We start from the raw sequence: 11,404 nt of genomic DNA on the forward strand, positions 1-11,404 counted from the left end.
AGTTATGGAGCCACGGTTGATGAGGGCTTTATTGTAGGTGGGCCAGTTGGTGATTTTGAACTTTTGCTTTGCCACGGAACGGTCTGCGTTGTCGGGAAGATGCGTGATCTGCTCCTTCAACTCAGCAAAAGTTCGATTTATTCAACAAAGCCGTCGTGAACTATAATTACACTCAGTCAGATCCAAACACCTTTTCATCTGCATATATACTTTGTACATACCAGGAGATTACATGCAGGCACCCGGTATACCGGAGAATGAAGAACAGAGGCTGAAGTCCCTGTATATTACCGGCCTTCTTGATACCCGTGACGATGAGCGTTTTGAACGCCTGACGCGGCTGGCCCGCAAAGCCTTTCAGGTCCCGGTGGCCCTGATAAGCCTGCTGGATCGCGAGCGCCAGTGGCTCCTCGCCTGCCAGGGCGTCGGCGTGCGCGAAACTCCACGTGATATTTCGTTCTGCGGGCACGCCATTCTGCAGGAAGGGCCTTTTATCATTCACGATGCGGCTGCCGATGCGCGATTTCACGATAATCCCCTGGTTACCGGTGAGCCACACATCCGGTTCTACGCCGGCCAGCCGGTGAGCCTGCCGGACGGCACGGTGGCCGGCACGCTGTGCCTGATCCACACCGTTCCCCGCGCCTTCACGGATGAGGACATTGCGTCCCTCCGGGACCTGGCCTGTATCGTGGAGGACGAATTCGAGGCCATCAGCATGGCCATGACGGACAGCCTGACGGGCATTCCCAACCGGCGCGGGTTTTACCGCGCCGGCGAAAAACTCTTCCGCGCAATGAACCGGCAGGATGCGTCGTTCAGCCTCATCTATTTCGATCTGGACAGGTTCAAACCGGTTAACGATCTCTGGGGACACGCGGAAGGTGACGAGGTGCTGAAGGTCTTTGCCGGCTTTTTACATCAGCACCTTGAACCGGGTGAAATAGCAGGCCGCCTCGGCGGGGATGAGTTTGCCGCCCTGATCCGGCGAAACGGTAACACTCAGTCTTATCTGCACGCGCTGAGTGCCAGTCTCGAACATTACAATGACACCTCGGGCAAGCCCTACAACATCAATTATTCCTTTGGCGAACTGATCAATAACGCAGACCATTATACGACACTGGCGGAGATGATCGGTAAATGTGACGAAGTGATGTACCTGAAGAAAAAAAGAAAGACCCTGTCGCGGAAAACAGAACCGTGACGTTCTCCTTCCCGGCTGATCCCCTGACCCGGGGTTCAGCCGGACGGCATGAACAATATATTTAACCGCAGGACGCATAAAGTCATTTATATTTGCTCATGGTGCAATAGTCCACTCATCGCAACAATTACTCGTTTTTTGTGTCCATGCTGCAATAATTCCTCTTCTCCACTTCTGAGATCCGAAAAAAGGTAAAGTCGGATCTCTGTAACACACATGTATTTTCCCCGGAAAGTAACGGACGTATACCAGCGTGACAGCGTCATCTGACACTTTCACACATTCGATTTTCCGAATGTATGGTTGTTTTTTTTGTCTCCGGGCGTATGCTTTACGCAACCGAACAGGAGGAATAATGACCCTTACAGCCCTTAAGCTTTTCAAAAACCTGTCCGATGAAACCCGTCTGGGTATTGTCCTGCTGCTCAGGGAGATGGGAGAACTGTGCGTCTGCGATTTCTGCACGGCGTTGGATGAGTCCCAGCCCAAGATTTCCCGTCATCTGGCAATGCTCCGGGAAAGCGGTCTATTGCTGGATCGCAAGCAGGGGAAATGGGTTCATTATCGCTTATCCCCGCATATTCCTTCCTGGGCTGCTCAGGTGATTGAGCAGGCCTGGTTAAGCCAACAGGACGACGTACAGGCCATCGCCCGTAAGCTGGCATCGGCAAACTGCTCTGGTAGCGGTAAGGCTGTTTGCATCTAAAAAAAATTTGCCTGAACATATGTGTTTTTTCGAATGTATGAGGTATTCAGAATGAAGACGTTAACGGTGTTTGACCCGGCAATGTGCTGCAGTACCGGTGTATGTGGTTCAGATGTCGATCAGGTTCTGGTTGATTTTTCTGCTGATGTGCAGTGGCTGAAAGAACGTGGTGTACAGGTTGAACGTTACAACCTGGCGCAGCAGCCCATGAGCTTTGTTCACAATGAGAAAGCGAAATCCTTCCTCGACGCATCCGGCGCAGAAGGGCTTCCGCTGCTGTTGCTGGACGGCGAAACGGTGATGGCTGGGCGATACCCAAAACGCGCTGAGCTGGCTCGCTGGTTCGGTATTCCGCTGGAGAAGGTAGGGTTAGCTCCCACCAGTTGCTGTGGTGGTAATACTTCCTGTTGCTGAATATGTCAGGAGGACATATGAAATTCTTACAGAATATCCCGCCTTACCTGTTTTTTACTGGCAAGGGAGGTGTAGGAAAAACTTCCATTTCCTGCGCGACGGCTATCCGCCTTGCCGAACAGGGTAAGCGGGTTTTGCTGGTCAGTACCGACCCGGCCTCCAATGTTGGTCAGGTATTCGATCAGGCTATCGGTAACACGATTCGCCCTGTGACAGCAGTTCCTGCACTTTCCGCACTGGAGATTGACCCGCAGGAAGCCGCCCGGCAATATCGGGCCAGAATCGTTGATCCTATCAAAGGTCTTTTGCCTGATGACGTTGTTAACAGTATCAGCGAGCAGCTTTCAGGAGCCTGTACGACTGAGATTGCTGCGTTCGATGAATTCACGGGCTTACTAACAGACGCTTCCCTGCTGACCCGCTTTGATCACATCATTTTTGATACAGCGCCGACGGGCCACACGATTCGTCTGCTCCAGCTTCCCGGTGCCTGGAGTAGCTTCATTGAAAGTAATCCAGATGGTGCTTCCTGTCTTGGCCCAATGGCCGGGCTGGAAAAGCAGCGTGAGCAGTATGCTCATGCGGTAGAGGCTTTGTCCGATCCTGAACGTACCCGCCTGGTTCTGGTTGCACGACTGCAAAATTCTACACTGCAGGAAGTCGCCCGCACTCATGAGGAACTGGCTGAGATTGGCCTGAAAAATCAATATCTGGTGATTAATGGTGTGCTGCCTGAAGCCGAAGCTGAACATGACGCCCTGGCCGCGGCGATATGGCAACGTGAGCAGGAGGCACTGGCAAATCTTCCTGCCGGTTTATCTGAGCTACCGACAGATACCCTGTTACTCCAGCCAGTCAATATGGTTGGTGTTTCAGCATTGAAGGGACTGCTGGATACCCGTTCTGAGGCATTACCGCTCCCGGTAACGAATATCCTGTACACGCCTGAAAACTTATCTCTCTCTGGCCTGGTCGATGATATCGCTCGCAGTGAACACGGCCTGATTATGCTGATGGGCAAAGGTGGTGTAGGGAAAACCACGATGGCTGCTGCCATCGCCGTCAGGCTGGCAGACATGGGATTTGACGTGCATCTCACGACCTCTGATCCTGCTGCGCACCTGAGTACAACGCTGAACGGCAGCCTCAAAAACCTGCAGGTCAGCCGCATCAACCCTCACGATGAAACCGAACGCTATCGCCAGCATGTTCTTGAGACGAAGGGAAGAGATCTGGACGAAGCAGGGAAACGGTTACTGGAAGAGGATTTACGCTCTCCCTGTACAGAAGAAATTGCCGTGTTTCAGGCCTTCTCCCGTGTAATTCGTGAAGCGGGTAAGCGCTTTGTTGTCATGGATACCGCCCCTACCGGACACACGCTGCTGTTGCTGGATGCGACCGGGGCTTACCACCGAGATATTGCCAAAAAAATGGGGAGTAAAGGTCATTTTACTACCCCCATGATGCAGCTTCAGGACCCGGATAGAACCAAAGTTCTGCTGGTTACGCTTCCTGAAACCACACCGGTCCTGGAAGCGGCAAACCTGCAGGCTGACCTTGAAAGAGCGGGGATTCATCCGTGGGGCTGGATTATCAATAACAGCCTTTCCATTGCGGATACGCGTTCTCCGTTGCTTTGTCAGCGTGCTCATCAGGAATTGCCTCAGATTGAGGCTGTTAAGGATCAGCATGCTGACCGTATAGCGCTTGTTCCGGTGCTGGCGTCAGAGCCCGCCGGTATTGAAAAGCTCAGAGAGTTGATGAGCTAATTTTTTGACATATACAGGGCGACAAAGTCGCCCTGTCAGGAGGTTTTATGTTACTGGCCGGCGCTATTTTTGTCCTGACCATTGTTTTGGTTATCTGGCAACCAAAGGGATTAGGGATCGGCTGGAGTGCAATGCTGGGCGCGGGACTGGCTCTGATATCTGGCGTTGTGCATGTGGGCGATATTCCGGTGGTGTGGAATATCGTCTGGAACGCGACGGCGACCTTTATTGCCGTAATTATTATCAGCCTGCTGCTTGATGAGTCCGGCTTTTTCGAATGGGCGGCATTGCATGTTTCGCGCTGGGGTAACGGTCGTGGCCGTTTGCTCTTTACGTATATCGTTCTGCTTGGTGCAGCGGTGGCGGCACTGTTTGCCAACGATGGTGCGGCACTTATTCTGACGCCGATAGTCATCGCCATGCTGCTGGCATTAGGGTTCAGCAAAGGCACGACACTGGCATTCGTCATGGCTGCAGGGTTTATTGCCGATACATCCAGCCTGCCGCTTATCGTGTCCAACCTGGTTAACATCGTTTCTGCAGACTTCTTTGGACTGGGCTTCACCGAGTATGCGTCGGTAATGGTGCCGGTGGATATTGCAGCCATTGTTGCCACGCTGGTTATGCTGCATCTGTTCTTCCGCAAGGATATCCCACCGACTTACGACCTGTCTCTTCTGAAAGCACCGGCAAAAGCGATTAAAGATCTGGCAACCTTCAGAACCGGCTGGATAGTTTTAATACTTCTGCTGGTTGGGTTCTTTGTCCTTGAGCCGCTCGGTATTCCCGTTAGCGCGATTGCGGCTGTTGGCGCTGTGATCCTGTTTGCAGTAGCTAAACGAGGCCATGCCATTAACACTGGCAAAGTGCTGCGCGGCGCGCCATGGCAGATCGTCATCTTCTCATTGGGGATGTACCTGGTGGTCTACGGTCTGCGCAACGCCGGGCTAACCGAATACCTTTCAGGTGTGCTGAATGTACTGGCGGATAAAGGACTCTGGGCTGCGACGCTGGGTACTGGCTTCCTGACGGCCTTCCTGTCTTCCATCATGAACAACATGCCTACCGTGCTGGTTGGCGCTCTTTCTATCGATGGAAGCACCGCAACAGGCGTTATCAAAGAAGCGATGATCTACGCCAACGTGATTGGCTGCGATCTGGGACCTAAAATTACACCTATTGGTAGCCTGGCAACGCTGCTCTGGCTGCATGTCCTTACACAGAAGAATATGACCATCACCTGGGGATACTATTTCCGCACCGGGATCGTTATGACTCTGCCTGTGCTGTTTGTAACGCTGGCAGCGCTGGCGCTACGTCTCTCTTTCACTTTGTAATGAGATACTGATATGAGCAACATCACCATTTATCACAATCCGGCCTGCGGCACGTCGCGTAATACGCTGGAGATGATCCGCAACAGTGGTAATGAACCGACCGTTATTCATTACCTTGAAAATCCACCGTCACGCGATGAGCTGGTCAAACTCATTGCAGATATGGGCATTTCAGTCCGGGCTTTGCTGCGCAAAAACGTCGAGCCTTATGAAGAGCTGGGGCTTGCGGAAGATAAGTTTACTGACGATCAGTTAATCGATTTTATGCTTCAGCATCCGATCCTGATTAACCGTCCGATTGTGGTGACACCGTTGGGAACGCGTCTGTGCCGCCCTTCCGAAGTGGTACTGGATATTCTTCCGGATGCGCAAAAAGGCGCATTTGCTAAGGAAGACGGCGAGAAAGTAGTAGATGAGGCAGGGAAACGGCTGAAATAACCGAAAGGGGGCGATGCCCCCTTTCTCCTGCCTCAGCGTCCGGGTACCGGACTGTCCGGCAGCGTACAGCTCCCTTTTCCCAGCTGACACTGCAGCAACACCGTGTCCAGCCAGCGGCCATGCTTGAAACCGATGTCCTTCAGCGTGCCGATTTCAGTAAATCCGGAGCGAAGATGCAGCGCTACAGACGCGACGTTCGCACAGTCCCCCACAACCGCTATCATCTGGCGGTATCCCTGAGACCGGGCCCATGTTAAGGCATGATCGAGTAAGGCTTTTCCGCCCCCCTGCAGGGCGATATACCAGGGAAATCCACGTGACTGAACGTTTTTCACCCGGGCAAGCATTTCCTGCGTGTTCGGGGGGGCCGTCTCGAAGCTGCCTGTGCCGTGCAGGACATGATGGGCGTAAATACGGCGTATGGCGGGAATGTGCTGCTCTTCAGCATTGATAATGTGCATTGTATGACTCCTGTGACGTTGACTGACACACTACCGGAATTCGCGACGGCAGATTAAGCGCTTCATCTTATGACCTGTATAAGGAAATGTTTTAAGTGGAGGTGGGGCGTCGCCCCACCTGTCAGCCCGCCATTTCAGCCAGCAGGTCCACGCCTACCGGGTCGTCCTTCAGCAGTGGCGTCAGGGCAATGCGCTGTGCATAATGCCCGGCAACGTCGTCGATCAGCGGCAGTTCGCGACGGGCACGGGTGACCAGGAACGGGGAGGACGGCTTCGCGGCCGCGAGGCTGTTATTGATGACCCACGCCCAGGGGTCAATCCCGGCCCGGCGTAAGTCCTGCTGCAGCCCGGCCGCTTCCAGTACCGGCGTGGTTTCGGCAAGCGTCACGATAATGACTCTGGTCTTCTCCGGATCCTGCAGCTGCATCATTGGCGTTATCACGTGATCGTGAGCATGCCCCATCTGGCGCACCATTTCCCGGTGATAGGCCCCGGTTGCATCCAGCAACAGCAGCGTATGCCCGGTGGGCGCAGTGTCCATAATGACAAAATGGTCGTTGGCCTCTTTGATGATCCGGGAGAATGCCTGAAACACGGCAATCTCTTCGGTGCAGGGGGAACGGAGATCTTCCTCCAGTACCGCCAGTCCCTCCGCATCCAGCCCTTTTCCCTGATTTTCCAGCACAAAGCGACGATAGCGCTCAGTCTCTGCCTTTGGATCGATACGGCTAACCTGAAGGCCTGGCAGCGAGCCATCCAGGGTGTAAGACAGGTTGGCTGCCGGATCGGAGGTGGTCAGGTGGACTTTATGACCGCGTCTGGCCAGCGAGACCGCGACCGCAGCCGCCACCGTGGTTTTTCCCACGCCCCCTTTTCCCATTGTCATGACCAGCCCTTTTCCCGCCCGGCTGAGGTCCTCCACCAGGGAGGCAAGCTCCGGTAAATCGACCGTCGTGAGCGTGGCTCCCGGATCCGGCAGAACAGGTGTGCTCTCTGTAAACAGCGCCCTCAGGGCGTCCAGACCAACCAGATTAAAAGGCTTCAGATACAGCATCGACCGGGGAAGATGCGCGAGGTTTTCAGGCATGGCCCGTAAGGCCCGTTCCTCCCGCGCCAGAATACTGTGCGCCAGCGGATCCCGTTCACCGGCAAAGGGAGGCAGCACGCCATTGATGGCAAGGTGCTGATGCTGCAGACCGATAGCCGACAGCTCCTCGTGGGTATGGGAGACCTCTTTCAGGGTCGACGCCTGGGCGCGGGCAACCAGAACCAGTCGCGTGAGTGCCGTATCAGAGAGGGCTTTCACTGCGTCAGCGTACTGGTCCTGTTGTTTCTCCAGCCCTACCAGAGGGCCGAGGTTCGCCGCAGCATCAGGATGTGCATCGAGATACCCGCTCCAGGCGCCCGGCAGCTCAAGCATACGGATGGTGTGTCCGGTTGGTGCAGTATCAAAGACGATATGATCATATTTTTCGCGCAGTTCATGACTGGTCAGCAGTGCGGTAAATTCATCAAATGCCGCGATCTCCGTGGTACATGAACCGGAAAGCTGTTCTTCAATGCTGCTGATGACATCGGCAGGCATCAGTTCACGAACAGGATCGAGCACGCGATCGCGGTAAGCCTGCGCGGCCGCCATCGGGTCAACTTCCATTGCCGCAAGGTTTTCCACGGTGCGGATACCAGTGATCCGGTGGCCCACAGTCTGGCTGAAGACCTGACCGACATTGGAGGCCGGATCGGTACTGACCAGAAGCGTTCTCCGGCCCTGGTCAGCCAGCCATACCGCCGTCGCGCAGGCCAGAGAGGTTTTCCCCACGCCGCCTTTGCCGGTGAAGAAGATAAACGGGGGGATATTCTGTAAAAATGGCATCGTCATTGTTGAGCTCCTCCGGGATTAAGGCATACGGGGAATGCTGCAGCAGCGCGGCTGCGTGCTGTCTTCATTCCAGTCCTGCGTGAGGGAAATACCGGCCCAGCGGGCGATATCTTCCCGGGACGGGAGCTTGCCCGCCATCACCAGCTGGCCGTCAAGCAGGGTAGCGGGAAGGGACTCCATTCCTGACGTGTTCAGGAAGGCCCTGATGACGGGCGTATTCAGGAACTGCTGCGGGTTCTTTGCCAGGCTGTAAAGCTGAATATTCACACCATGCTTTTTCGCCCATTCGGCGCTGGAGTTCCATTTGACGGCTTCATCGCTGACCACGACGCTGCTGGTCGCACAGCAGCCTGCGGCTTCAAAGATCTCAATTTTTGACATGGACTGTTTACCTCAGTGTTGAATGATGGGGCTTTACACTGAGGTAAACGAGTGAGGCGGGAAAAAGATGCGCGGTTAATCCATTTTTTTATGGCAGCAGACGGAAGACGCATCATCCGCTTCCACCTGGCAGAGTTCCGTCATCGTCTCCTTCAGATGTTTCCGGGCGCGAAGCAGGCGCGACTTAAACGCCGTCAGCGTGATCCCCAGCTCGTCGGCCAGGCGCTGCTGGGGACGCCGGTTCAGATCGGCCTCTTCTATCAGCCATCTTTCCTCGTCAGGTAAGGCCTGCAGGGTTTCAGGCAGGCAAATCTCCAGCGTTGAAACCGCATCATGGAAGGCGTCAGGCAGCGGGATCTCGTCTTCCAGCACCACGACGTCTCTGGCGGCACGGTACTCATCCGTCAGCAGATTCCTCGCCGTCCGGTACAGCCAGGCCCGCGGGTTCTCCATTTCACAGAAGCGGTCTGCACAGGCCCGGGCGCGCAGGAAGACTTCCTGAAGCAGATCGGCTGCCTGCTCCCGATCGCCTGTCCTTGATGCCAGAAAACGGGAGAGCTCTGCTTCATGCTGTTGCCAGAACACGCTCATGCAGTTGTTGAATGCCGTTACATCACTCATACCAGCCCTCAGATTTTGCTCTGATTCACCCGCCGGGAAAGTGCTTCTGCCGACTCTTTACGTTCACTGTAGCGATCGACGAGATACGCTGCATACTCCCGGGTCAGCAGGGTAAACTTCATCAGCTCTTCCATTACATCCACAATACGGTCGTAGTACGGGGATGGTTTCATCCGTCCGTCTTCATCAAACTCCTGCCAGGCTTTCGCTACCGAGGATTGATTAGGTATAGTGATCATTCGCATCCAGCGGCCAAGAATACGCATCTGGTTTACCGCATTGAAAGACTGGGAGCCTCCGCAGACCTGCATGACGGCCAGGGTTTTTCCCTGAGAAGGGCGTACTGCGCTCTCTGATAGTGGTATCCAGTCAATCTGGGCTTTCATAATGCCGGTCATCGCACCATGACGTTCAGGAGAGCACCATACCATCCCTTCAGACCAGCGCACCATTTCGCGAAGTTCCATAACCCTGGGGTGCGTATCCGCTGCATCATCCGGCAGAGGGAGACCGGAAGGATTAAAGATGCGGACATCCGCACCCATGGCGGTAAGAAGCCGGGCAGCCTCTTCGGTGGCCAGACGGCTGTAGGACCGCTCTCGAACGGAACCGTACAACATCAGGATCCGGGGAGGATGGTCAACTGTCTTTACACCCAGGCGGACCCCGGTGAGACCTGTATCAAACAGCTCAGGAACAACATTTTTCAGTTCAGCAATCATTTTGTCTCCGGTGGTGACATAAAACCAGGCGGGGCATATTCGTCTGCACAGCACTCTTCTGTCAGAAAGGCAATCAATGCAGCAAGGTTGTCATAACAGGCGTGGCAGAACAGTGTTCTCCCCTGCCTTTCCTGGCGAACCAGTGAGACGGATATCAGTGATGAAAGATGATGACTCAGGGTCGAGGCCGGAATGGCGAGATGTTGCTGCAGTTCCCCCACGGGCAGTCCCTGACGTCCGGCCTTAACGAGTGTTTTGTAAATATCGAGACGAGTGGTGTGGCCAAGTTCTTTCAGCACCATCGCGGCGATTTTCAGCTCCATCCCATTCCTCGTAATTTTACTTCTATATTTCCAGAATAATAGAAATATATAGTGAGCGCAACCACGTCCATAATATGACTCCATCTCCGGGGCCTTACACTTACGCGGCATGGAGAAAACATGATCGGTGTTTATACCTCTCAGAAATGAGGTACGTCACAATATATATGGAAAAATGCATATGAATCCGTCACAGTAGAAACCGATTCCCGCTAAAAATGAAATGACCTTCATCCTTTGCTGACGGGCGCATTATGTCCCGCCGCCGGGAAGCCCAGGCAGGCTCGTTTTCTGACTGCCTATGAATACAGCAAACATACGGTACAGAGAAATGGCAGAGATCATCATTAGAAAAATGCACGAAGAGGACTGGTGTGCAGTCAGGGAAATTTATCAGGAAGGAATTGCAACAAGGAACGCCACCTTTCAGACCGCAGCACCTGAGTGGCTGGAATGGAATGAAGGGCATCTTCAGGACTGCCGCTACGTCGCCACTGTTGATAACAGAGTGGTGGGATGGGCTGCGCTATCTCCTTTTTCCCGCCGGCATGCATACCGCGGTGTCGCAGAGCTGAGCATTTATGTCAGTACTCATTTTCAGGGAAAAGGCGCAGGCAGGGCTTTGCTCTCCGGGCTGATAAAGGGCTCGGAAGGTGCGGGTTTCTGGACGCTACTTGCTGGCATCTTTCCGGAAAACCAGGCCAGTGTTGCTTTACATCGCAGCCAGGGATTCAGGGAAGTCGGCTGCCGGGAAAAAGTGGGTGAAATGAACGGAAAATGGAGAGATGTTCTCATTCTGGAAAGGCGTAGCCGGACAGTGGGTTGCTGAAAAAAAGAATGCCTCTGTTCATCAGAGGCATTCTGTCCTGGAAGGGACTTTATTCCGGTGAGGGTGACTTCAGTTGCGGCATAAACAGCTGGCAGCACGCAACAGCTGCAAGCCCGCCAGACAGCGGAGCGGCCCAGTACAGCCACTGATTATCCCAGTATCCCATGGCCAATGCCGGCCCGAAGCTACGGGCCGGGTTCATGCTTGCCCCGGCTTTGTTAATGGAATGGTCGCCTCCCATCTCTTGTGCCACAGTGGGACGATAAATCGTCACTCATTGAACGGAGCGCTGCTATCATGAACGTTAAAACTATTGG

13 protein-coding genes and 2 pseudogenes are annotated in these 11,404 nt (G+C 54.2%); 7 read left to right on the top strand and 8 right to left on the bottom strand.

Going from position 1 to position 11,404, the window contains the following annotated elements; genetic code table 11:
• Positions 1 to 120, bottom strand: a pseudogene (locus tag ACLH1I_RS25845) (IS5/IS1182 family transposase); the annotation flags it as partial.
• A gap of 112 nt (positions 121 to 232) precedes the next feature.
• Here ACLH1I_RS25845 and ACLH1I_RS25850 point away from each other — a divergent pair.
• The 6 genes from ACLH1I_RS25850 to arsC all read left to right on the top strand — a co-directional run bounded on the left by ACLH1I_RS25850 (position 233) and on the right by arsC (position 5,871).
• The gene (locus tag ACLH1I_RS25850; protein ID WP_065884158.1) at positions 233 to 1,207 is read left to right on the top strand and encodes a sensor domain-containing diguanylate cyclase; all 975 of its coding nucleotides are present in this window, start codon (positions 233 to 235) and stop codon (positions 1,205 to 1,207) included.
• A gap of 355 nt (positions 1,208 to 1,562) precedes the next feature.
• On the top strand, positions 1,563 to 1,913 hold the full coding sequence (arsR, locus tag ACLH1I_RS25855; protein ID WP_004206664.1) for an As(III)-sensing metalloregulatory transcriptional repressor ArsR: 351 nt from the start codon (positions 1,563 to 1,565) through the stop codon (positions 1,911 to 1,913).
• 51 nt (positions 1,914 to 1,964) lie between these two features.
• On the top strand, positions 1,965 to 2,327 hold the full coding sequence (gene arsD, locus ACLH1I_RS25860; protein WP_004206665.1) for an arsenite efflux transporter metallochaperone ArsD: 363 nt from the start codon (positions 1,965 to 1,967) through the stop codon (positions 2,325 to 2,327).
• A gap of 17 nt (positions 2,328 to 2,344) precedes the next feature.
• Positions 2,345 to 4,096, top strand: a complete 1,752-nt coding sequence (gene arsA / locus ACLH1I_RS25865) for an arsenite efflux transporter ATPase subunit ArsA (RefSeq protein WP_124070637.1) — start codon at positions 2,345 to 2,347, stop codon at positions 4,094 to 4,096.
• Between the two features lie 47 nt (positions 4,097 to 4,143).
• The gene (gene arsB / locus ACLH1I_RS25870; protein ID WP_016151355.1) at positions 4,144 to 5,433 is read left to right on the top strand and encodes an arsenite efflux transporter membrane subunit ArsB; all 1,290 of its coding nucleotides are present in this window, start codon (positions 4,144 to 4,146) and stop codon (positions 5,431 to 5,433) included.
• Between the two features lie 12 nt (positions 5,434 to 5,445).
• On the top strand, positions 5,446 to 5,871 hold the full coding sequence (gene arsC / locus ACLH1I_RS25875) for a glutaredoxin-dependent arsenate reductase (protein WP_007779002.1): 426 nt from the start codon (positions 5,446 to 5,448) through the stop codon (positions 5,869 to 5,871).
• A 32-nt stretch (positions 5,872 to 5,903) separates the two neighbouring features.
• Here the strand turns inward: arsC and ACLH1I_RS25880 are convergent, their stop codons facing one another.
• The 6 genes from ACLH1I_RS25880 to ACLH1I_RS25905 all read right to left on the bottom strand — a co-directional run bounded on the left by ACLH1I_RS25880 (position 5,904) and on the right by ACLH1I_RS25905 (position 10,258).
• Positions 5,904 to 6,332, bottom strand: a complete 429-nt coding sequence (locus ACLH1I_RS25880; RefSeq protein WP_004206671.1) for a GNAT family N-acetyltransferase — start codon at positions 6,330 to 6,332, stop codon at positions 5,904 to 5,906.
• 121 nt (positions 6,333 to 6,453) lie between these two features.
• On the bottom strand, positions 6,454 to 8,211 hold the full coding sequence (gene arsA / locus ACLH1I_RS25885) for an arsenical pump-driving ATPase (protein ID WP_016151354.1): 1,758 nt from the start codon (positions 8,209 to 8,211) through the stop codon (positions 6,454 to 6,456).
• 18 nt (positions 8,212 to 8,229) lie between these two features.
• Positions 8,230 to 8,592 (bottom strand): arsenic metallochaperone ArsD family protein, encoded by a 363-nt coding sequence (locus tag ACLH1I_RS25890; RefSeq protein ID WP_016151353.1) that lies wholly within the window; start codon positions 8,590 to 8,592, stop codon positions 8,230 to 8,232.
• Positions 8,593 to 8,667: 75 nt separating this feature from the next.
• Positions 8,668 to 9,213 carry a sigma-70 family RNA polymerase sigma factor gene (locus ACLH1I_RS25895; protein ID WP_016151352.1) on the bottom strand — a complete coding sequence of 182 codons (546 nt, stop codon included), beginning with the start codon at positions 9,211 to 9,213 and terminating at the stop codon, positions 8,668 to 8,670.
• 8 nt (positions 9,214 to 9,221) lie between these two features.
• On the bottom strand, positions 9,222 to 9,935 hold the full coding sequence (gene arsH, locus ACLH1I_RS25900; protein WP_016151351.1) for an arsenical resistance protein ArsH: 714 nt from the start codon (positions 9,933 to 9,935) through the stop codon (positions 9,222 to 9,224).
• Positions 9,932 to 10,258, bottom strand: coding sequence for an ArsR/SmtB family transcription factor (locus ACLH1I_RS25905; RefSeq protein WP_016151350.1), 327 nt, complete (start codon positions 10,256 to 10,258; stop codon positions 9,932 to 9,934). Before ACLH1I_RS25905 ends, arsH begins: the two co-directional genes overlap by 4 nt.
• Positions 10,259 to 10,589: 331 nt before the next feature.
• Between ACLH1I_RS25905 and ACLH1I_RS25910 the strand changes: the two genes are divergently transcribed.
• A complete protein-coding gene (locus ACLH1I_RS25910) occupies positions 10,590 to 11,087 on the top strand; it encodes a GNAT family N-acetyltransferase (RefSeq protein WP_007871777.1) in 498 nt (165 codons plus the stop codon).
• Positions 11,088 to 11,136: 49 nt separating this feature from the next.
• Here ACLH1I_RS25910 and ACLH1I_RS25915 read toward each other — a convergent pair.
• Positions 11,137 to 11,298 (bottom strand): annotated as a pseudogene (locus tag ACLH1I_RS25915) (aquaporin); the annotation flags it as partial.
• Positions 11,299 to 11,404: the final 106 nt, after the last annotated feature.

Origin of the sequence: Klebsiella sp. 1SOBk10mer, assembly GCF_046602535.1 — a bacterium.
Lineage (GTDB): Bacteria > Pseudomonadota > Gammaproteobacteria > Enterobacterales > Enterobacteriaceae > Klebsiella > Klebsiella quasipneumoniae.

What these genes read in the sequence shown, in the direction of transcription:
- arsH (WP_016151351.1), bottom strand. Translation starts at nt 9,935, where the DNA reads ATGATTGCTGAACTGAAAAATGTTGTTCCTGAGCTGTTTGATACAGGT.
- arsA (WP_016151354.1), bottom strand. Translation starts at nt 8,211, where the DNA reads ATGACGATGCCATTTTTACAGAATATCCCCCCGTTTATCTTCTTCACC.
- ACLH1I_RS25850 (WP_065884158.1), top strand. Translation starts at nt 233, where the DNA reads ATGCAGGCACCCGGTATACCGGAGAATGAAGAACAGAGGCTGAAGTCC.
- ACLH1I_RS25905 (WP_016151350.1), bottom strand. Translation starts at nt 10,258, where the DNA reads ATGGAGCTGAAAATCGCCGCGATGGTGCTGAAAGAACTTGGCCACACC.
- arsC (WP_007779002.1), top strand. Translation starts at nt 5,446, where the DNA reads ATGAGCAACATCACCATTTATCACAATCCGGCCTGCGGCACGTCGCGT.
- arsA (WP_124070637.1), top strand. Translation starts at nt 2,345, where the DNA reads ATGAAATTCTTACAGAATATCCCGCCTTACCTGTTTTTTACTGGCAAG.
- arsR (WP_004206664.1), top strand. Translation starts at nt 1,563, where the DNA reads ATGACCCTTACAGCCCTTAAGCTTTTCAAAAACCTGTCCGATGAAACC.
- ACLH1I_RS25880 (WP_004206671.1), bottom strand. Translation starts at nt 6,332, where the DNA reads ATGCACATTATCAATGCTGAAGAGCAGCACATTCCCGCCATACGCCGT.
- ACLH1I_RS25910 (WP_007871777.1), top strand. Translation starts at nt 10,590, where the DNA reads ATGGCAGAGATCATCATTAGAAAAATGCACGAAGAGGACTGGTGTGCA.
- ACLH1I_RS25890 (WP_016151353.1), bottom strand. Translation starts at nt 8,592, where the DNA reads ATGTCAAAAATTGAGATCTTTGAAGCCGCAGGCTGCTGTGCGACCAGC.
- arsD (WP_004206665.1), top strand. Translation starts at nt 1,965, where the DNA reads ATGAAGACGTTAACGGTGTTTGACCCGGCAATGTGCTGCAGTACCGGT.
- arsB (WP_016151355.1), top strand. Translation starts at nt 4,144, where the DNA reads ATGTTACTGGCCGGCGCTATTTTTGTCCTGACCATTGTTTTGGTTATC.
- ACLH1I_RS25895 (WP_016151352.1), bottom strand. Translation starts at nt 9,213, where the DNA reads ATGAGTGATGTAACGGCATTCAACAACTGCATGAGCGTGTTCTGGCAA.